Raw genomic sequence first — 19,778 nt, 5'->3', positions numbered from 1 at the left:
ATAAATAGAAATCCAAAAAACCATTGCACCGCTTAACCACAAAAAAAGAGCTACCCTTTTTGTGGAGGTAGCTCTCTATCGTTTTTCCTGTACGTGCGCTTACTTTTCAGTGCCTTCTGTGTGATCAGGTTGGATGATTTCCAATAGCTCTACTTCAAATTCAAGCGTTGCATGAGGTTTGATCATCTGACCTGCTCCGCTGGCTCCATATGCCAGCCCGGACGGAATCCATACCTGATATTTGGCTCCCACGGGCATGAGTTGCAACACTTCCTGCCATCCGCGAATCACCTGCGTAACCCCGAAAGTTGCCGGTTCACCACGCTGTACGGAGCTGTCGAACACGGTACCGTCAAGCAGCTTGCCGGTGTAGTGTACTTTCACCTGATCGGCTTCGGTCGGTTTCGCTCCCGAACCCTCGGTAAGCACCTTGTATTGCAGACCGCTTTCAGTCGTAACAACGCCTTCTTTCGTTTTGTTCTCGGAGAGGAATTTCTCCCCTTCGGCTTTCAAGGCCTCGGTTTCACGCTGCTGTACAGCCATGACATATTTCTGAATACGATTCTGTGCATCCTCCGGATTCATCATCAGGGTAGTATCCCCTTTCAGCGCCTTCACCAAAACATCAGTGAAGACTTCCATATTAACCGGGCCGTCGGGGAATGTTTTTAAATTTTCCTTCAAACTTGTACCGATGTTCACTCCCAGCGCATAGCTTACCGTATCGAGTTCCGAAACCATTACCGGTTCCTGAGGAACAGGAGGAGCCACGACCGTCTTCGTCGTATTACAAGACGTTGCAGCCATCATTCCGATAACTGTAACACTTGCGATCATGATGCGAATGTTTCTCATTTTTTCACGATTTCGAGCAACTCTACTTCAAATTCGAGAGTTGCATTCGGTTTGATCATCTGACCTGCGCCGTTAGGACCATATGCCAGTTCGGAGGGAATCCACACCTGATACTTCGATCCTACAGGCATCAATTGCAACACTTCCTGCCAACCGCGGATTACCTGACCTACCCCGAAGACTGTCGGTTCACCACGCTGTACCGAGCTATCGAATACGGTTCCGTTAAGAAGTTTGCCCGTATAATGGCATTTTACCTGATCTTCAGCCGTCGGTTTTGCCCCTGTACCTTCGGTGATCACTTTATATTGCAGACCACTTTCGGTCGTGATAACGCCTTCCTTTGTTTTATTGGCTGCGAGGAAATCCTGACCGGCTTTCAATTCGGCTTCAGCATCAGCCTGCTGAATCTTCATGACATAGTCATTCACATACGTTTGAGCCACTTCAGGAGTCATTTTCATGGCTGCCGAGTCTTTCATTGCGGCCATCAATCCGCTCATAAAAGCATCGTGATTGACCGGTTTTTCACCGGGGAACGTTTTCAGGTTTTCCTTCAGGTTACTTCCGATGTTAATACCCAACGCATAGCTTGCACTGTCGATCGGAGCGCTTAGCGCCACATTTGCTACTCCACCCTGCTGATTACACGAGGTGATTACCATCCCTGCGGCCACTGCAGCCGCCGTCATTAACACATTTACTTTCTTCATTTTCTTTATTATTATCTATTGATCAATTCCTATCATACAATATCAAGCAGTTCAACCTCGAACACGAGCGTACTGTTGGGTTCAATCGTTTCGCCGGCTCCACGTTCCCCGTAGGCCAGTTCGGAAGGGATGAACAGACGCCATTTGGAGCCCACATTCATCAATTGCAACGCCTCAACCCATCCGGGAATCACCTGCGATACGCCAAACGTTGCCGGTTCACCGCGCTGTACGGAACTGTCGAACACGGTGCCGTTAATAAGTGTCCCATGATAATGGCATTTCACCTTGTCAGAAGCTTTCGGCTTCGTTCCATCACCTGTTTTCAGTACTTCATACTGCAAACCGCTGGGTAACGTTACCACGCCCGCCTTTTCTTTGTTGATACGTAAAAACTCCGCACCGGCCTGCTTATTTATTTCAAGCCTTTCAGCCTGTAATTTCATAAAAAAATCATGGAGAATTTGTTTGGCCTCGTCGTAACCGATAGCGGGCTCCGCTTCGGAAAAAACATCCTTCAATCCCTTGAGAAAGTCGTCCATTTTCAATTCCTTGATGCCCGAAGCGCGAAAGTTATTACCAATGCTTAACCCTAAAGCATAGCTGACATTTTCCATCTTTTTTTCGTTGTCCTTTTCTATATGTAAATCAAGGGGGGCAAAGGTAATAACATATTCGGTATAGACAACGTCTTCTCTCTGTTTTTTTGCAAGAAGAAAAGAAATTTTGCAGAGTGACGGTGTTTCATCGCATGCAATCGACGAACGACATATAGCCAATAGTAGGGATTGTATAATCCAAATGAATGTTTTTACTTTGCAGCCGAATTGAAACGGGTATTTTCGTATTATGCGGAAGCCATGATACCCATACCAATAGAGCGAGACGATGAACATGACGCGGACAGTAAAAAAGATAACGACCATCTGGTTGCTTATCCTGTTTATAGGATATGCGGGCAGTACGACGCTCTTTTACCATACGCATCGCATCAACGGCCGATGGATTACCCATTCGCATCCCTATTCCGATGCGCCCGACACGGGAAATCATACTCATACATCGGCAGGTTTTGTAACCATCACCTCTTTGAACGCATGGTTAATCTTGGCATTTCTACCGGGTGCTTTCTGTAAACCTTTTACACGACTCTCCGGCATCATCGTCAGCCCGACGATTCATAAAGGCATTACTCGGGAAACAACTTCCTTATCGCTGCGGGGGCCCCCTCACTGTTAAAACTTATTTTTCACCTGTCCGACCTCATGAGTGCCGGACAACAGGAATCATACCGTCATCCGGTATGGAAATACGTCGTATATCCTGATATATAAATTATCAGAACAGGAATATTCTATTTTATTATATCTTTATTCATTAAGATGGAGACCATTCTTGTCTTGTGCCATGCGTTAGCGTTATCGACTATTTACATCTTACAGTACACAGTCAATCAATGCTGGGCAAGGTATGAAAGGATGTGCTTCATCCCAACAAAAACAAATTATGAAATCATTTTATCGTATACTTTTTGCTTTATTTTTGCTCCCGTCGATGATGCTTGCCGACGGAACAAACGACAGTCCGGAACAGATTAAACGTGGAACGGATGCCAACATTACCGGTCATGTACAAGATGCCACTACAAAAGAGCATTTGCCTTATATCAACATCCAGGTAAAAGGCACCACTATCGGCGTAACAACCGATGCGACAGGACACTACATGCTGAAAGACCTGCCTGTAGGAGACCTTACGCTCGAAGTTTCCTTTATCGGATACAAGAAAGTCACGAAAAAGGTGACTACGAAAGCCAACACTTTGCTTGAAGTGAACTTTTTACTTGAAGAGGAGGCATTGGCTATCGACGAGGTCGTGGTTTCCGCTACCCGGAGCGAGACGATGCGTCGCGAGGCCCCTGCATTAGTCAATGTACTTGACATGAAACTGTTTGAACGTACGCAGTCGACTGACATCTCACAGGGATTGAAGTTTCAACCGGGTGTACGCGTGGAAACGAATTGCCAAAACTGCGGGTTCAGTCAAGTACGTATCAACGGAATGGACGGTCCTTACTCACAGATTTTGATCGATTCGCGTCCGGTATTCAGCGCACTTGCCGGTGTGTACGGTCTGGAGCAAATTCCCGCCAACATGATCGAACGTGTAGAGGTGGTACGGGGCGGAGGATCCGCTTTGTTCGGTTCGTCAGCCATTGCGGGTACCATCAATATCATCACCCGCGAACCGCTGAATAATTCAGCCAGTATCTCACATCAGACACGTGCTTTAGGCGGATTGAACACCTTCGAGAATACAACGAACTTTAATGGAGCTATCGTTTCGGATAACCATAAATTAGGGATTACGATGTTCGGACAGACCCGCCATCGCTCGGGCTACGACCACGATGGAGACGGTTATACCGAAACGCCTGTACTCGATGGTCGTACCCTGGGTTTCCGGGCATATGTAAAGCCGAGCAACTACTCGAAACTAACTGCCGAATATCATAACACCCACGAGTTTCGCCGTGGCGGTGATTTGCTTAAAGAAGAACCTCATAATGCTCACGTAGCCGAACAACTGGAACACACGAACAACACTGGAAGTTTGAATTACAGCTTATTCAGCCCGAACGGCAGACATCGTTTCAATGCATATGCTTCATTCATGAAAGTCGACCGTAAGAGCTACTACGGAGGTGGAGACAAGACGGCCAACGAAATCATGGCCGAAGGTAAAAAGAACATCGAAAAAGCCAAAGATCAGTTTATCGAAAATCTGAAAAAAGCCACCCCCGGTATATCCGATGAAAAGATTGAAGAAGAACTGGCCGCCAACTTCTTTCCGAAAATCAATAACGGATTAAGCAATGAAGACATGCTCGAACTGAACAAGCGTATGGCTTCGTACGGACGAACGGGAGGATTAACGCATATGTTCGGTGCGCAATATGCTTATGAGATGCCCCAACTGTTGTTTATGCCGGCAACTCTTACGGCCGGATTGGAATACACACACGATAAGCTTGATGACGTAAGTGGTTATCGGGAAGCTCCGCTCATGCAGAAAGTCAACACCCGGAGCGCTTTCCTGCAGAACGAGTGGAAAAACAATCATTGGAGCATCCTTCTCGGTGCGCGCCTTGACAAACATTCGCTGGTGAAAGACATGATTTTCAGTCCTCGTGTCAACCTGCGTTACAACCCGTCTCAGGCCTTCAGCTTCCGGTTAAGTTACAGCAAAGGATTCCGGGCTCCTCAGATTTTCGATGAAGACCTGCACGTCGACAATGCCGGCGGCGACCTTATTCTTTCGCAAAATGCACCCGGTCTGAAAGAAGAGACCTCTCACAGTTTCAGCGGGTCGATCGATTGGTATCACCGTATGGGGGCATGGCAGTTGAACCTTCTGGCCGAAGGATTTTATACAAGTCTTGTCGATGCTTTCAGTTTCAACCAAAAAGATACTGTGGTGAAAGGCATGAAACAAATCCTCAAAATACGTAAAAATTCAGAAGGAGCCAAAGTGTACGGACTGAATTTTGAAGGTAAGATTGCCTATCTGAATACATGGCAACTGCAAGCCGGACTTACGGCGCAAAAGAGTCTTTGGAATAAGGAACAGCAGTGGCACGAAGACGATACGTACAAAACGCGCCGTATGTATCGCACACCGAATCTGTATGCCTACTTCGTAAGCACGGTTAACTTTACACGTGATTTCACCTTGTCGATTTCCGGAAACTACACAGGAAATATGCTGACCGGGCACGAAATCCCGACCGAAGATGATGGCAGCTTAACCCTGTTCAACGGTAAACCCTCAGCAACGATCCATCCGGACCGTATGCAACACGGCAAAGGGCAGACAGCAACGACCTACGGTCCGCGTACGTTTCAAACACCCTCCTTCTTCGAGATGGGATGCCGCCTGGCCTATAATTTTCCGATCTATAACGTCTATACGATGCAAATCTATGCAGGTATACAAAATATGTTCAACGCTTTTCAAGACGATTTCGACAAAGGACCGGCACGCGACTCGGCTTACATCTACGGACCAGGCATGCCGCGCAGCTTCTTTGCCGGCGTAAAAATCAGCCTGTAACTTTTTCATAAATTAGTCGTTTGGGGTTGGAGACGGGATATCTCTGATAAGCCATAAAAAACCGAACCGTTGTAAGGAAAACTTTACAACGGTTCGGTAAATAAATCACTTTTGTTTCGGAAAGCGCTCTAAGCCTGTCCTTCAAGAGAGGGTCAATCAGTCCGTTCAGAAATGATAAGCGACCCTGACGGCTACCAAAGCCTGATCATAATTTTTCGTCAGATTGTATTTCATGTCCGTACCCACCGATATTTCGTCCGTAGCGTAAAGTTCGGCGCCTATCCCGACATTCAATCCCAAACGGGTACGATTTCCGTCAGACCCTTTGAAGTCCCATACAGACATTCCCATGCCTCCGATCGGATAGAACGCAAAATAGCGCGTCACAGATACCACATAGTGGGCATCGAAATCAATGTACCATGCGCTGGCGCCATTGTTACGAAACATATGCGTAACAGAGGGAGCAATACGTACATTGCGCCACACATTATAACGAAAATCAAGGCCGAACGTGACAGATTCACGGTCCAATGCATATCCCGTATTGACGCCTGCCGACGCATGTCCCTGCTGTGCATATCCGGCAGCCGAAAGGAATGCCAGAGCAACGGTTACTATTAATTTCTTCATGTCTTTTTTTATCGTTCAATGATAGAACATCATTGTACCTTCAATTGTTCACCACCTCTACGAACAATTTCCTTATAATATTCTTCGTCGTATCCCGGAAAATCGGGCGCAGCAGGAAGTCCGTACGGGTTACGCTTGAACCGGCCATCCTGCTCTTTCTTCACGTTTCCGTCAATATATTTGACCATCAGATATTCACCCAGTTTCTTCCAACGTGCGGTAGCCTGATCGGCTGTCGTCGTGCTGTACCATGTCAGGAAACGGCGTGCCTCTTCAGGACTTTTTTCATACAATGCCAACGCAGCTTTGTCGATAGCCGGGAGAACCTCACGATATCCGTTCTCCAACTCGGTTTGTACCTTACGAATATCTTCGATCATGAAACTGTATTTATGGTATGCCATATTCGCCACCCAGTTATGAATCCAGAAAGCCGAACTCCATGAAAACGTCAACATATCCCCATTGCCCACCCGGTAGCATTCGGGTACTGCCAGTGAAGAGGCATAAACAGGATTAAAGACAGTCGTGTTGGCATCGTCGACCCCAAACCATAAGATACCGCCAATGGCATCAGGCAGCCAGCTACGCATCTGCGGCACGATGACAAAACCCGTTTGCTGTGTAGCGATGGCGCGTTCGTGCAGGTATTTCTGCCCGTCTACGGTGAAGTGCATCGGACGCCAGCGGTAAGGCACCTTATACGCTCCGGCACCGATATCTTTCGTCATATCCATGCTCGTCCCCTCGTAGTGGTTACGCATAGCCTGTTGTACATCCTGCACCGATAGTTTGCGGTCAGGTTTGATATAAAGCGGCATCGGCTCTTTCGTCGCATCGCCTCTGACAAAAGCCTCGTACTTGCTCATCCCTTTGTCATACAGACGGAAAAACGACCATACACGCGCTTCGCAAGCACGCAGTCCGCTGAAATCATAGGGACAGTACGCATTAGCAAAACTAAAGTCTTTGTCTTTACCTTTGAAATACCCTTTTTCACGCGCATACGAAACGACATCGGGTGCATACATACAATTCTCCTTGTCATCGAACGGAATTTGATGGATACGCGATTGGTTGGCATGCGCAGCGATGCAATCGTCCGGAATACGGATAGCGACCCACAAAGCTCCCTTGTTTCCGACTCCTTTTCCGACCATCTCCATGATCCAAACCTCGTTTTTGTCGGCAATTGAGAACGACTCACCACTGCTATAATAACCGTATTCAGCCACCAAGTCAGTCATCACCTTAATCGCTTCACGAGCCGACTTAGAACGTTGCAAGGCAATATAAATCAAACTGCCGTAATCCATAATTCCGGTTGTATCAACCAACTCCGGACGTCCGCCAAATGTGCTCTCCGTAATGGCCACTTGATATTCATTCATGTTTCCGATCACGGAATATGTCTGTGTCACTTGCGCAATCTTACCCAGCGGCTTGCCGGTATCCCACTCCGATACCTCAAGCATCGTGCCTTGCGGATACGTTGCAGCCGGCCAACGATACATTTCGCCGTAAAGCGTATGGGAATCTGCCGAATAACTAATCATAACCGAACCGTCTGTCGACGCTTTTTTTCCTACCAGCAAGCCGGTACATGCTAATACTTCAGAACCTGCCGCCAAAAACAGACAAGCGGCCCATGCGATACATTTTTTCTTCATACGTTTTGATTTTATGTTTCTCATTTTACATCTATGGGCGACAAAGATAAAAGATGTACAACGAAAAGCCAAACTTATTTAACCAAGCCTTCAAAAGCCTGCCCCTTCTTATTTATTCATTGTTGTCCGTTAAAAACGATGGATAAGCCTCCGCCCAATCATATAAATTCGGGAGAATCTTTATTAGAATTTATTTCCCGATAAAACTGAATAATATCAAGATGGTATGGGCACTTTCACCATAAAGTATTTTAACGAGACGTTCTGTTTTTTATCCTAATCAAATACTTTTATCGGGCAGCAATGACAAAAAAATGGCTTTTTTATGTAAGTTTGCAGGAAAAAGAAGGAACGAATTGGACAGGAATCATCAATTGACCGTAAGTTTCAAAGCCATGTACGTATCGTATTACGCACGGATGAAACGCTTTGCCGAAGCCTACATCATGTCGGGAGCTGATGCGGAGAACATTGTACAGGATGTATTTCTCGATTTGTGGGAGCGGCAAGACGTGCTTGAAGGGCATATCAATAAAACGGGATGGCTGTTGACTTCCGTAAAAAACAGATGCGTGGACTTCCTCCGGCACAAGATGGTCGAACAACGCTCGGCCGAGCAGCTCCAAGAGGAATACACACGTACCCTGCAGATGAAATTTGAGTCGCTGAAAGCATTCGACGAAGAATATGTTGCAGAACGCGACATTGAGTCGGTCGTATCAAAAGCCATTCAGACCTTGCCGGAAAAATGCCGACTGATTTTTATCAAAAGTAAAATCGAAGGGAAAAAACAAAAAGACATTGCCGAAGAACTCGGATTATCACTTAATACCGTCGAGACCCAGATGGGGATTGCCTATAAAAAACTGAAGATCGCCCTCGAAAAATTACTCCCCGTTCTCCTCTTTCTATTCGCATGAAACGAGTTGCTTCTTAGCGGATTTTTTATTCTTATACGTTCTATTATCAAAAAATGGAAAAGATGGACGAACAAGTACGGAGATATTTTCAAGGCATGCTTGATGACTCTGAACGATTAGATTTATTGAGAAAGGTGGATACCGATCCTCAGTTAAAATCCGAATTTATCGGGCAGCAGAACATCGAAGCATTATCGCTGCTTTCGGAACAGGAAGAAGACGAATGGGTGGCAAAACGAAAATATTCACAACTCATCCGGAGCATGAAAAAAGAAGGACCTCTCCAATCTTGACCCTCGTTTCCGACCATTTCGGTCACGACATAGTCATAGCAGCGCGTGAACTTGTAAAAAAGAGCAAGAGAAAAAGTGATTTTTCAGAAGCCTGTTTCCCGTCTTGGATCACTCAAAGTTCAATGATTCCTCTGCCCTGACGGACGATGGAAAACGGCTCCTGCGTACAGTCCACCACCGTCGATCCTTCCGTGCAGCCATAGCCACCGTCAATCACTAGGTCTACTTGTCCGGCATATTTCTCTTCTATCAGCTCCGGATCGGTAAAGTATTCCGGTTCATCGTTGCTCTCCCGGTCATAGACTGACATCGAAAGCAACGGATTGCCCAGCGCATCGGCCAGTTCACGTACAATCGGATTGTCGGGTACACGGATACCGACCTCCTTACGGCTTTTGTAGATCTTCGGCAGCTCGCCGCTTGTGGGTAAGATGAAGGTGAAAGGACCCGGCAAACAACGTTTCATCAATTTGAAAACATGGTTGTTGATACGTGCATATTCGCTGACGGACGACAAATCCGGGCAAATAATCGAGAGATTGCTCTTCTGCGGATTGACGCCTTTGATACGGCAAATCTTTTCTACCGCACGCACATCAAGCGCATCACAGCCCATGGCGTACAGCGTATCGGTGGGATAGATCACCAATCCGCCGTCACGCAACACATTCACCACTTTATCAATGTCTTTCCGGTTCGGATGATCGGGATAAATTTTCAGCAGCATAAAAACAAGTTATTTCCTAATAGAGAGAAGATACAAGTCTCCGAAAAGGCAGACAAAAAAGCACTATTTTTTAATCAGGTTCATAAACTCTTCACGCGTTCGGGCTTGTTGAAACGAGCCGGTAAAGTCGGATGTCGTTGTCAGTGAGTTCTGTTTTTCCACGCCGCGCATCTGCATGCACATGTGTTGCGCCTCAATGACGACCATCACGCCCAGCGGGTTTAACGTTTTCTGAAGACATTCCTTAATCTGAAGTGTCATACGCTCCTGTATCTGCAAACGATGAGCAAAAATATCGACTATGCGCGGAATTTTACTCAGTCCCGTAATGTAATGATTCGGAATATAAGCCACATGCACCTTACCGAAGAAAGGTAACATGTGATGCTCGCAGAGAGAAAAAAAATCGATGTCCTTAACGATAACCATCTGCTTATAGTCCTCTTCCTTAAACATGGCTGAGGCCAACACGGCCTCCGGGTCTTCATCGTATCCCTTGAGCAGAAACTGCATGGCCTTAGCCACCCGCATGGGGGTTTTCTTCAATCCCTCACGATCCGTATCTTCACCCAACAGTTCAATGATTTGACGATAATGCTCGCTCACTTGCCGGCGTACTTCGAGTAATGCTTCGGTCTCTTTCATGCTTACCGAACGAAGGTACGAATTTCTTCTTTCGTAATAAACATCTCTTTCCGGAACGAAGGAAAGGCGGCAATCAACTTTTGCATCATGCCGTACGCTTCTTCGTACGAAAGATAGTCCCCTACACGAAGTCGCCAGAAAGGAGCGGTGTACGACACATACGTCGACAAGCCTGAGAACCGGTTCTTGATCTGCTGCTCCTTGCCGAACGCTTCATCTTTCGAATTGCGCTGATTGTTTCCGGAAAAGATCTGAATACGGTAGCCGGCCGATAAGAGATACACCCGACCGTTCACTTCTTCAGTATGCTCCGAAGCCACCGGCCGGCCAATCATCTGACGGATGGCCGAAGACTGGTGAATCGTCACCGTACCCCGACCCGGGACATCTCGTGTCAGGGCCTCAACGATGGAATCTTGTGCCATCAGCACACAGTTGCCGCACCACAAGAGCCCCAGTATAAACGCATATCGTTTCATAATTAAACGTCTTCCCGGCTCTGTCGCCTTCTTTAAAATGCCTCAATGACGGGCATAAATTTCTCTACCTCGAGCGATGCTCCGCCAATCAGCCCGCCATCTACATCGGGGTTGGCAAACAATTCTTTCGCATTGCCCGCATTGCAACTTCCGCCATACAGAATGGATGTGCTGTCGGCGACCTCCGGACCATATTGCTGCGCAATGGTATGGCGAATGTGTGCATGAATCTCCTGTGCCTGTTCCGCCGTAGCCGTTTTGCCCGTTCCGATAGCCCACACCGGTTCGTAAGCGAGCACCAACTTGCCGAATTCTTCGGCCGATAGCTCGAACAGCGATTCACGTACTTGTGCATCTACGACTTCGAAATGCTTGCCGGCCTCGCGCTCTTCCAGCACTTCGCCGATGCAGAAAATCGGTATCAGATTATGTGCCAACGCCAGCTTCACTTTTTCCTTCAAAATCCCGGGAGTCTCGTGGTAATATGCACGACGCTCCGAATGTCCGAGAATCACGTACTTAGCGCCCGTCGAAGCGACCATCGCAGCCGACACCTCGCCCGTAAAAGCTCCCTTTTCCTTGTCGGCACAGTTCTCCGCTGCCACCCCAATCTTCATCGTGTCGACGGCCGAAACGATACTTGCCAGATGCGTGAACGGTACACCTACAATCACGTCGCAATGTACGGCCTTTCCTTTCAAGGCTGCATTCAAACCTTTGGCCAGCGCCAATCCTTCGGGCAGGGTGGTGTTCATCTTCCAGTTCCCCGCAACAATATTCTTCCTCATTTGTTCAGTCTGTTAATTATATGTATTCTTTATTCCTCGATATCTACGGTTTCGAAGATAATCGTAGATCCAAACCAGCAGCAAAGGTAATACAAAAGCTGCAATTACGGATAACCAAGGGTTATGATCTGTCCGGTTTTCCATACGGTTATCGTTCAAGTATCCGTTTATCACGGTGTCTAATTCATCCTCGCCGGGGATGTCGTTATGATGCCATTTGGCCAGAATCGTACCTTCGCGAAGCAATACCATCCCCGGATTCGAGCGGATGATAGTCTTGAGCAGCACCTCGTCGGCCGTCAGAAAAGGATAATCGGCGCCCGTATGCTTCACCCACTCGGCAATATGTCCGTCGGACGAGCCTGTGACGCCATAGAAAGTCAGCTTATGCTCCATGGCATAATCATACGCATGGTTGATCTCGTCGATATGTTTGTCGCTTGCCTCTTCCAGCCGGTAAGCCACAAGCAGCATGACAATACCCGGCCGGGTAAAAAGCTCATCGGCTACATTCTCTCCCTGCTCGTTAAACAGCCCGAAGGAACTGACCTTCGGTACGAATCCCTGTTTAACGAGTCGCGCATCAACGTACGTCCATGTAGAATCATCGGCCGGAACGTCCTCTAATTTAAATTCTTTCGTTTCGCCGTTCTTCTGATAAATAAATACATATTCATCTTGCGGTGCATCGGGTGGAACCTCCATCAGCTTCGGGATATTCGCTCCCACTTTATACGGACGAAAATCGGTAATCGGCAAATGATTGTAATTCCAATAGCAGAAACCGAGACAGAAGAGGTACGAAAAAAGCCCGACAAACCAATACGACCGATACGTATAGAACGATGTCAGTTGCTTGTAATACATCCATGCAAAAACGGCTGCAGCAAGTAGAACGAGGTTCTTATAGAATGTCTGCCAGTTCGTAATGATCCATGCGTCGCCGAAACATCCGCAATCGGGCACGGGATTAAAAACCGCCAGATAAAGCGTGAGCGGCGTCATGAAACTCATGAAGATCAACACGCCGAGTGTCGTCAGCTTACGGTAGACAGCCGTCAACATACACACACCGAGCATAAACTCAACGGCAATGATGTTGAACGACAAGAGCAACTCGAACCACTTGCCGTATTCCATGCCAAATGAGGCGAGATATTCCCCGGTCTTAATGGCGGTACCCATCGGGTCTATCGCTTTGACCGTACCGGAAAAGATCAATGTCCCCCCCAATAAAACGCGACAACACTCCGCGATCGTTTTTATGAGAATTCGCTTAGGCATCTTCCCCGAAAGTCAGTTTGATCAATCCGAACAGGGCATAATTCACCATATCCCTATAATTGGAAGCGATTCCTTCCGAAGCGATCACCTTCCCGTCGTGGTCTTCGATCTCCTTCACACGGTTCAGTTTCGTCAGAATAAAGTCGGTGTACGAACTGATGCGCATCCCCCGCCATGCCTCGTCATAATCGTGGTTTTTGGCATACATCAGTGTTTGAATTTCTTTCATATGCGCATCATAAAGTTCCAAAGCCCGATGCACATCGATATCGCACGTATCGACAGCCCCCAATTCAAGCTGTATCAACCCGATCACACCGTAATTCACAATAGCGATAAATTCGGGTCGGATGCCTTCGCCGACTTTACTCACTTTCTTCATCTCAAGGCTCCGGATACGCTTGGCCTTGATGAAAAGCTGATCGGTAATCGACTCGGGACGCATGATACGCCACGAGGGACTGTAGTCCGACAGCTTGGCCTGAAAGACCTCCCGGCATTCTCTGATCACCGCCTCAAATTGTTGTTTGGTATCTGCCATAACTCTACTTTATATAACATCAACGTGCCAATTACGGAAGATGCGACATCTTCCGTAATTGGCACAAAACGCTCTTTTCCTCTTCATGAACAACGCAGCGAACGTCCAACTTTCAAGGTCGTCGTCTTCTGTATCTTGTTCAATGTGCACAATTGCTCCACGCTCACCCCGTGACGCCGGGCGATCGCACTCAAGGTGTCCCCTTTCTTCACTCGATGATAAACGGGCGCTTTCAGACGTGCGGCGGTTTTCGTCTTCTTTGCGGCAGTCACCTTCGACTGAGCAGGCGCAACCGTTTGCCTGCTTTCCGTAACCGTAACAGAATTATCCTCCTGTATCCCGTTCTCCGATCCCCGTTTATCATCTTCTTCCGGCAACTGATCGCTTGCAGTATGTTCTGCTATAACCATTTCTTCTGTTTCTTCTTTCACGACATGCTTTGTACTATGCTTTACCGCACGGTAGCAAATCTCCTGCCCTTCATGCAAAGGGTCCGTCGGGCGGATACGGTTCAACTTGCAAAGCGCATCGACCGTCATGCTATGTTGACGCGCAATCGAATAGAGGGTCTCTCCCTGCCGTACACGATGATAAACAGGCTTTTCTTCTTTTGCAACGGCTGTTTCATCCGCTACCGTTTGTTGTGCTGGTTTCAGCCGTGTGGCTTTTTTCGAAACCCTTGCCGATGTTTTCCCGCAACGGAGCGTTTGTCCGACACGCAGCACAGATGTTTTTTTCAATCCGTTCAGACGGCACAGCTCCGTAACGGAAAGACCATGCTTCCGTGCAATGACTCCTAAAGACTCACCTTTCTTCACACGATGATAAACGATATGTTCGGATGTTGAAGTATAGAGATTGTGCCGGTTACGATAAGAGTCTTTATGAAAAACGTAAAAGTCCTGATGAGGAACACCGTTTTCGAAATCGATGATGTGGCTTGGATCAATGGCTTCGCCGAGAAAGCGTGTTTCAAAGTGAAGATGAGGACCTGTAGAACGCCCTGTATTTCCACCGAGAGCAATGGGCTGCCCTGCTTTGACGATCTCATTTTCGGAAACCAAGGGCCTCGACAGATGACCGTAGATCGTTTCGAGGCCGTTGGGATGACGAATCACTAAATAATTTCCGTAACCGCGACGTTCAAAACTCTTGATTCGTACTTTCCCACTGAATGCACTGCGAATCGTATCGCCGACATGGACTTTCAAGTCAATTCCACGGTGCATCCGGCGACGGCGTGGACCGTACTTGGAAGTAATCTTCAACTCATTGTCAATAGGAATTACAAAGGTAGAACAATCAATCCTGAACGAATCCGGCATGACAATATCTCTGTCTCTGGTGCGAAAGGGATTTACCCAGCACGTATCCCAATTGGACTGATATAATTCATCGGCTGGAAAAAGAAGGTTTTCTGCTTCAATCAATTCCTCCTGCGTCGCAAATGTAACCGACTCCAATTCTCCCGTTACAATCTTTTTCTTCGTTACATCCACCCGATCCGCAATAAGTTTTGAGACTTTCCGCTCTATCGCAGGAGTTTTTAGTGCCGCAGGGAATTCTCGTTCCTGCTGTTTCTTCCTTCCTACCGGCTGTCCGTACGCTCCAACCGAAAAAAGGGCAAAGCCACATAAAATGCTTACATGTCGTAGTATAGTCATAGTTTATCCACTTCGTTTTTCAACAAAAAGTGTCCAAAGTTCTGTATTTCCAGCCTACCAGCCAAAAAAAATTATCCCAAAACCATGATAAACAGATAAAAATACGTCCTTACAATAGCTTAAATTGTTTATATTTAGCACCATATGATATTTATATGTTTTACAACATATCTCAAAACTTGCATGAATTAAGTTCAATGTTTCGTATTTCCCTGAAGATTTTTTTTCTTTGCCTGTCATATTGCATAAAATATAGCAAAGCAGCAAAGCAGTTAAAGTATAAAAAAGAACACAAAATACGGCACTTATGCTACTTTGCTACATTACTTTTAACGCATGACTATTCATAAGTGCTATGATGCTTTATACGAAAATCGATATTCCCCGATCCCCTGTCCGTTTTGCATACGAACACCGGACGATGCTCTTCGGCTCCTGCTTTGCCGAATCCATCGGGAAGCGTTTATCCGGCAGTCTGTTTCGTGCGGAGATCAATCCTTTCGGTACACTTTATAACCCTGCTTCGGTAGCCATGGCTATTGAACGACTGATAGAGGGAATGACATTCACGTCCGACGATCTGTTTCAGTATGAAGGATTATACCATAGTCTCTTTCATCACAGCTCTTTTTCGTCCGTATCGGCCGATGAGTGCCTGCAACAGATAAACGAACGACTGCAACAGGCTGCGGTTATGTTATCGTCGGCCGACCGTATCATCATAACTTGGGGGACGGCATATGTCTATCGGTTAAAAGGGACAGGACAAACGGTAGCCAACTGTCATAAGCTTCCGGAAAAATATTTCGAGCGGGCACGCCTTTCGGTCGAGGAAATCGTTTCACTGTGGGAACCACTGATAGCGAAGTTACAGAAAAAACATCCGTCCCTGCAATGGTTGTTTACGGTCAGTCCGATTCGGCACTGGCGAGACGGAGCACACGAGAACCAGTTAAGTAAAGCGACCTTACACCTTGCTGTCGAGGCATTGCAAGAACGTTTTCCGGTACAGACCGCTTATTTCCCCGCCTACGAACTGATGATGGATGAGTTGCGGGACTATCGTTTTTATGCCGACGATATGTGTCATCCGTCACTAACAGCTATTCAATACATTTGGGAGCGTTTTGTCGAAGTATGCATGGATGAGCCTGCACGTTGTCTGCTAAAGGAAGCAGAGGAGATTCGCAAAGCACTCGATCATCGGCCGTTTAATCCGCAGAGCGAGGCATACCGGCGATTCCTGACACAAACTTTGTTAAAAATAGACCGTTTCAATGAGAAAATGCCCTACCTTTGTTTCAAGCAAGAACGAAAAGATATAGAACGACTACAAACCGAACAATAATGATGAAGTATAAGATCCAAGAGATTGCCAAAATAATTGGCGCAACAAACCGCACCCTGAACGACAGTATGATCGATCGACTGCTGATCGACAGCCGTATGTTGTCGTTCCCGGAATCGACCCTGTTTTTTGCGTTGAAAACTCAGACCAACGACGGACACCGATATATCCCCGAATTATACCGGCTGGGCGTGCGTAGCTTTGTCGTCCATCATGAGCCGCCGGAAACACGGATGATGCCCGATGCCAATTTCTTGATCGTCCCGAACGTGCTCACAGCAATGCAAATGCTGGCGGCACACCACCGCAAGCAATTCGAGATACCGGTCATCGGTGTTACAGGGAGTAACGGTAAGACCATCGTCAAGGAGTTGCTTTACCAATTGCTTCATACGGATTTCAACATTGTCCGTTCACCTCGCAGTTATAACTCGCAGATCGGCGTGCCGCTCTCCGTATGGCAGATGGACGACAAGCATACGTTGGGCATCTTCGAAGCGGGTATCTCACAGCCGGACGAGATGGAGAAGCTGCAACGCATCATTCGTCCGACGATCGGCATGATCACGAATATCGGAGAGGCGCATCAGGAGAATTTCGCTTCATCGACTCAAAAATGTATGGAGAAATTGTCGCTGTTCAGCGATTGCGATATCGTAATCTACAATGCCGACGATGAGTTTATCGCGCACACGCTCGACAAGGCGTGCCTCTCGCATAAGGCTGTAGGCTGGAGCCGCAAAGATTCGGATGCGCCGTTATACATTGAGAGAATACACAAAAAACAGTCTTCGACCGAAATCCACTGTGTGATGCTGAATCTGGAACAAACGTATGAAATTCCGTTTACCGACGACGCTTCGATCGAAGATGTGATTCACTGCATCGCCCTGATGCTGTATCTGAAACCGACGTCACTCAGAAACAGAAAGGTTTTTGCGGGACTGGAGCCGGTGGCCATGCGGTTGGAAGTGAAAGAAGGCATCAACGGATGTCAGCTGATTAACGACACGTACAATTCCGATATTAATTCGTTGGATATCGCGCTCGATTTTCAGCAGAGCCGCCGTGCGGAAAAAGACCTGAAAACGACCGTGATTCTTTCGGACATTCTGCAATCGGGCATGCTGCCCAAATCATTATACAGGAAAGTCGCAGAGCTGTTCCGCCGTAAGAAAGTAGACCGTATCATCGGGATCGGCCGTGACATGAAGGAATACGGCTCTGCATTCGAGATGCGCGAAAGCGAGTTCTACCTGACAACCGACGAATTTATTCATTCTCCTTCGATGAAAACCTTCCGCGACGAGTTGATTCTGCTGAAAGGTTCACGTGCCTTCCATTTCGAGCGCATCACGGAGCTGTTAGAAAAAAAGGTGCATGAAACGGTGCTTGAGGTAAACTTGGATGCGGTAGTGCACAACTTCAACCATTTCCGTTCAAAACTGCACCGCGACACGAAGATGGTTTGTATGGTCAAAGCCTTCGGGTATGGCGCCGGTTCGTATGAGGTGGCGAAGACATTGCAGGAACATCGTTGCGATTATCTGGCCGTGGCGGTGGCCGACGAGGGCGAGGCGCTGCGCAAAGAAGGAATCTCCATTCCGATCATCGTGATGGATCCGGAATTTAGCAGTTTCAATGTCTTGTTCGAGCGTCAACTGGAGCCGGAGGTGTACAGCTTCCGCCTGCTGGATGCCCTGATGAAAGAAGCCGGACGACGCGGAATCACCTCCTACCCTATTCATATCAAAATCGACACGGGCATGCACCGGCTGGGCTTTCGTCCGTCGGATGTGCGGGAGATTTGCCAACGGCTGGAACAACAAAGTTCACTCGTCGTGCGCTCCGTTTTTTCGCATCTGGTCGGGAGCGACTCGCCCGAACACGACGAATTTACACGGGGACAGATACGCCTCTTCACACAATCGGCCGAAGCCTTGGAAGCAGGATTAGGTTATCCGGTACTCAAACATATTCTCAATTCGGCCGGTATCGAACGTTTCACCGGACATCAGATGGATATGGTTCGCCTCGGCATCTCGCTTTACGGCATCAGCGCCTCGGTCAGCGAAGCGAAGAAGTTACAGCCGGTCAGTTCACTCAAAACAACGATTCTGCAAATCCGCGATGTACCGGCAGGCGATTCGATCGGTTACAGCCGCAAGACATACGCCCAACGCGATTTACGGGTGGCTATTCTTCCTATCGGCTATGCCGACGGTCTTGACCGTCATCTGAGCAACGGGGTGGGCGAAGTCGTTATCAACGGGACGCGCTGCCCGATTGTCGGAAATATCTGCATGGATATTTGCATGGTCGACGTTACGGATGCCGATGCGCAGGAAGGCGACACGGCGATTATCTTCGGCTCCCAACTTCCGGTGACCGAAATTGCCGACAAGCTGGACACGATTCCTTACGAGATTCTGACATCCATCTCGCCGCGTGTCAAGAGGATTTACTATCGCGAATAACGATTCGCCGTCATAGCGGAAGTCATCATCTTCCGCCATTGGCGGTAGCCGAAGACAGGCACAATAGAATAAACAACGTAGGTGACGGCTGTCGGGGTCATTCCTTTCCAGAAATAAAGGGTGGCGGAGACGGCACTCACGACGAGCCAAAACCACCATTGTTCAATATATTTCTGCGCGAGCATCCACATGGCCACGATGCTGAGCGCCGTCGTAAACGCATCGCCGAGAGGCACAGGGCTGTCGGTAAACCGGATCAGCACCCATGCGATCAGGGCGAATAACACACAAAAAACAGCCAACAGTTTCGGCCAGTAAGTCTTGGGAGTATACCGTATGGCCGCTCCCAAGACTGCCGTTTCACCGGATCGAAGGCTTTTCCGTTTGAGGGCAGACTCGCTTTTCCACCACCGGAACCAGCCGTAAGCGCTTGCCACGAGGTAGTAGATGTTGATCCCCATGTCGGCATAGAACTTATTAACAAAATAGATATAGATATAGAAAAGAGGGATTACGACCCCTACCGGCCACAGCCAGATGCTGGCTTTATATTCCAGCCACAGATAGATCAGCATGATCGCGGCTGCAACGATTTCAATCAATTCATATCCCATGTTGTTACGTAAAA

The 19,778-nt window shown here is 47.7% G+C and carries 19 protein-coding genes; 6 read left to right on the top strand and 13 right to left on the bottom strand.

Going from position 1 to position 19,778, the window contains the following annotated elements; translation table 11 throughout:
• Positions 1-99: 99 nt before the first annotated feature.
• The 3 genes from BFO_RS10825 to BFO_RS10815 are packed head-to-tail and all read right to left on the bottom strand — an operon-like array spanning position 100 to position 2,185.
• Positions 100-855 (bottom strand): FKBP-type peptidyl-prolyl cis-trans isomerase, encoded by a 756-nt coding sequence (locus BFO_RS10825; RefSeq protein WP_080561815.1) that lies wholly within the window; start codon positions 853-855, stop codon positions 100-102.
• A complete protein-coding gene (locus BFO_RS10820; RefSeq protein WP_014225762.1) occupies positions 852-1,568 on the bottom strand; it encodes an FKBP-type peptidyl-prolyl cis-trans isomerase in 717 nt (238 codons plus the stop codon). The genes BFO_RS10825 and BFO_RS10820 overlap by 4 nt, the downstream gene beginning before the upstream one ends.
• Before the next feature lie 32 nt (positions 1,569-1,600).
• On the bottom strand, positions 1,601-2,185 hold the full coding sequence (locus tag BFO_RS10815) for an FKBP-type peptidyl-prolyl cis-trans isomerase (RefSeq protein WP_041591315.1): 585 nt from the start codon (positions 2,183-2,185) through the stop codon (positions 1,601-1,603).
• Between the two features lie 271 nt (positions 2,186-2,456).
• On the opposite strand from BFO_RS10815, the gene BFO_RS10810 reads away from it, so the two are divergent.
• Positions 2,457-2,807 (top strand): hypothetical protein, encoded by a 351-nt coding sequence (locus BFO_RS10810; protein ID WP_041590881.1) that lies wholly within the window; start codon positions 2,457-2,459, stop codon positions 2,805-2,807.
• Positions 2,808-3,122: 315 nt separating this feature from the next.
• A complete protein-coding gene (locus tag BFO_RS10805; RefSeq protein ID WP_070098097.1) occupies positions 3,123-5,681 on the top strand; it encodes a TonB-dependent receptor in 2,559 nt (852 codons plus the stop codon).
• Positions 5,682-5,846: 165 nt separating this feature from the next.
• On the opposite strand, the gene BFO_RS10800 is transcribed toward BFO_RS10805, so the two are convergent.
• Entirely contained in the window at positions 5,847-6,314 is a 468-nt protein-coding gene (locus BFO_RS10800; protein WP_014225757.1) for an outer membrane beta-barrel protein, read from the bottom strand.
• A gap of 29 nt (positions 6,315-6,343) precedes the next feature.
• Positions 6,344-7,984 (bottom strand): dipeptidase, encoded by a 1,641-nt coding sequence (locus tag BFO_RS10795; protein WP_014225756.1) that lies wholly within the window; start codon positions 7,982-7,984, stop codon positions 6,344-6,346.
• A 314-nt stretch (positions 7,985-8,298) separates the two neighbouring features.
• Here BFO_RS10795 and BFO_RS10790 point away from each other — a divergent pair, with 314 nt between their 5' ends.
• Complete coding sequence (locus BFO_RS10790) at positions 8,299-8,904, top strand: RNA polymerase sigma-70 factor (RefSeq protein ID WP_014225755.1); 606 nt, start codon at positions 8,299-8,301, stop codon at positions 8,902-8,904.
• A 62-nt stretch (positions 8,905-8,966) separates the two neighbouring features.
• Positions 8,967-9,197, top strand: coding sequence for a hypothetical protein (locus BFO_RS10785; protein WP_140230670.1), 231 nt, complete (start codon positions 8,967-8,969; stop codon positions 9,195-9,197).
• 112 nt (positions 9,198-9,309) lie between these two features.
• On the opposite strand, the gene BFO_RS10780 is transcribed toward BFO_RS10785, so the two are convergent.
• The 7 genes from BFO_RS10780 to BFO_RS16680 form a co-directional block, all read right to left on the bottom strand.
• Positions 9,310-9,924 (bottom strand): L-threonylcarbamoyladenylate synthase, encoded by a 615-nt coding sequence (locus BFO_RS10780; protein WP_014225753.1) that lies wholly within the window; start codon positions 9,922-9,924, stop codon positions 9,310-9,312.
• Positions 9,925-9,987: 63 nt separating this feature from the next.
• Entirely contained in the window at positions 9,988-10,569 is a 582-nt protein-coding gene (folE, locus tag BFO_RS10775; protein WP_014225752.1) for a GTP cyclohydrolase I FolE, read from the bottom strand.
• Between the two features lie 2 nt (positions 10,570-10,571).
• Entirely contained in the window at positions 10,572-11,048 is a 477-nt protein-coding gene (locus BFO_RS10770) for an SPOR domain-containing protein (RefSeq protein ID WP_014225751.1), read from the bottom strand.
• 32 nt (positions 11,049-11,080) lie between these two features.
• Complete coding sequence (gene tpiA, locus BFO_RS10765; protein WP_014225750.1) at positions 11,081-11,836, bottom strand: triose-phosphate isomerase; 756 nt, start codon at positions 11,834-11,836, stop codon at positions 11,081-11,083.
• Between the two features lie 12 nt (positions 11,837-11,848).
• Positions 11,849-13,120, bottom strand: a complete 1,272-nt coding sequence (locus BFO_RS10760) for a BT_3928 family protein (protein WP_041590880.1) — start codon at positions 13,118-13,120, stop codon at positions 11,849-11,851.
• The gene (locus BFO_RS10755; RefSeq protein WP_014225748.1) at positions 13,113-13,661 is read right to left on the bottom strand and encodes a DUF1599 domain-containing protein; all 549 of its coding nucleotides are present in this window, start codon (positions 13,659-13,661) and stop codon (positions 13,113-13,115) included. Before BFO_RS10755 ends, BFO_RS10760 begins: the two co-directional genes overlap by 8 nt.
• A gap of 83 nt (positions 13,662-13,744) precedes the next feature.
• The gene (locus BFO_RS16680; RefSeq protein ID WP_080561814.1) at positions 13,745-15,325 is read right to left on the bottom strand and encodes a LysM peptidoglycan-binding domain-containing protein; all 1,581 of its coding nucleotides are present in this window, start codon (positions 15,323-15,325) and stop codon (positions 13,745-13,747) included.
• A 355-nt stretch (positions 15,326-15,680) separates the two neighbouring features.
• On the opposite strand from BFO_RS16680, the gene BFO_RS10745 reads away from it, so the two are divergent.
• Positions 15,681-16,673 carry a GSCFA domain-containing protein gene (locus BFO_RS10745; RefSeq protein ID WP_014225745.1) on the top strand — a complete coding sequence of 331 codons (993 nt, stop codon included), beginning with the start codon at positions 15,681-15,683 and terminating at the stop codon, positions 16,671-16,673.
• A gap of 2 nt (positions 16,674-16,675) precedes the next feature.
• Positions 16,676-19,150, top strand: coding sequence for a bifunctional UDP-N-acetylmuramoyl-tripeptide:D-alanyl-D-alanine ligase/alanine racemase (locus BFO_RS10740; protein ID WP_014225744.1), 2,475 nt, complete (start codon positions 16,676-16,678; stop codon positions 19,148-19,150).
• Here the strand turns inward: BFO_RS10740 and pnuC are convergent.
• On the bottom strand, positions 19,138-19,764 hold the full coding sequence (pnuC, locus tag BFO_RS10735) for a nicotinamide riboside transporter PnuC (RefSeq protein ID WP_014225743.1): 627 nt from the start codon (positions 19,762-19,764) through the stop codon (positions 19,138-19,140). The two genes, BFO_RS10740 and pnuC, sit on opposite strands and share 13 nt — an antisense overlap.
• Positions 19,765-19,778: the final 14 nt, after the last annotated feature.

The organism is Tannerella forsythia 92A2 (genome assembly GCF_000238215.1).
GTDB classification, from domain to species: Bacteria; Bacteroidota; Bacteroidia; order Bacteroidales; family Tannerellaceae; genus Tannerella; species Tannerella forsythia.
This window is presented reverse-complemented; position numbering and strand designations above follow the sequence as displayed.

Excerpts from the sequence above, each read along its gene's own strand:
- tpiA (WP_014225750.1), bottom strand. The coding sequence starts at position 11,836 with ATGAGGAAGAATATTGTTGCGGGGAACTGGAAGATGAACACCACCCTG.
- BFO_RS10760 (WP_041590880.1), bottom strand. The coding sequence starts at position 13,120 with ATGCCTAAGCGAATTCTCATAAAAACGATCGCGGAGTGTTGTCGCGTT.
- BFO_RS10770 (WP_014225751.1), bottom strand. The coding sequence starts at position 11,048 with ATGAAACGATATGCGTTTATACTGGGGCTCTTGTGGTGCGGCAACTGT.
- pnuC (WP_014225743.1), bottom strand. The coding sequence starts at position 19,764 with ATGGGATATGAATTGATTGAAATCGTTGCAGCCGCGATCATGCTGATC.
- folE (WP_014225752.1), bottom strand. The coding sequence starts at position 10,569 with ATGAAAGAGACCGAAGCATTACTCGAAGTACGCCGGCAAGTGAGCGAG.
- BFO_RS10795 (WP_014225756.1), bottom strand. The coding sequence starts at position 7,984 with ATGAAGAAAAAATGTATCGCATGGGCCGCTTGTCTGTTTTTGGCGGCA.
- BFO_RS10790 (WP_014225755.1), top strand. The coding sequence starts at position 8,299 with ATGGCTTTTTTATGTAAGTTTGCAGGAAAAAGAAGGAACGAATTGGAC.
- BFO_RS10745 (WP_014225745.1), top strand. The coding sequence starts at position 15,681 with ATGATGCTTTATACGAAAATCGATATTCCCCGATCCCCTGTCCGTTTT.
- BFO_RS10805 (WP_070098097.1), top strand. The coding sequence starts at position 3,123 with ATGATGCTTGCCGACGGAACAAACGACAGTCCGGAACAGATTAAACGT.
- BFO_RS16680 (WP_080561814.1), bottom strand. The coding sequence starts at position 15,325 with ATGACTATACTACGACATGTAAGCATTTTATGTGGCTTTGCCCTTTTT.
- BFO_RS10825 (WP_080561815.1), bottom strand. The coding sequence starts at position 855 with ATGAGAAACATTCGCATCATGATCGCAAGTGTTACAGTTATCGGAATG.
- BFO_RS10755 (WP_014225748.1), bottom strand. The coding sequence starts at position 13,661 with ATGGCAGATACCAAACAACAATTTGAGGCGGTGATCAGAGAATGCCGG.
- BFO_RS10815 (WP_041591315.1), bottom strand. The coding sequence starts at position 2,185 with ATGGAAAATGTCAGCTATGCTTTAGGGTTAAGCATTGGTAATAACTTT.
- BFO_RS10810 (WP_041590881.1), top strand. The coding sequence starts at position 2,457 with ATGAACATGACGCGGACAGTAAAAAAGATAACGACCATCTGGTTGCTT.
- BFO_RS10785 (WP_140230670.1), top strand. The coding sequence starts at position 8,967 with ATGGACGAACAAGTACGGAGATATTTTCAAGGCATGCTTGATGACTCT.
- BFO_RS10740 (WP_014225744.1), top strand. The coding sequence starts at position 16,676 with ATGAAGTATAAGATCCAAGAGATTGCCAAAATAATTGGCGCAACAAAC.
- BFO_RS10820 (WP_014225762.1), bottom strand. The coding sequence starts at position 1,568 with ATGAAGAAAGTAAATGTGTTAATGACGGCGGCTGCAGTGGCCGCAGGG.
- BFO_RS10800 (WP_014225757.1), bottom strand. The coding sequence starts at position 6,314 with ATGAAGAAATTAATAGTAACCGTTGCTCTGGCATTCCTTTCGGCTGCC.
- BFO_RS10780 (WP_014225753.1), bottom strand. The coding sequence starts at position 9,924 with ATGCTGCTGAAAATTTATCCCGATCATCCGAACCGGAAAGACATTGAT.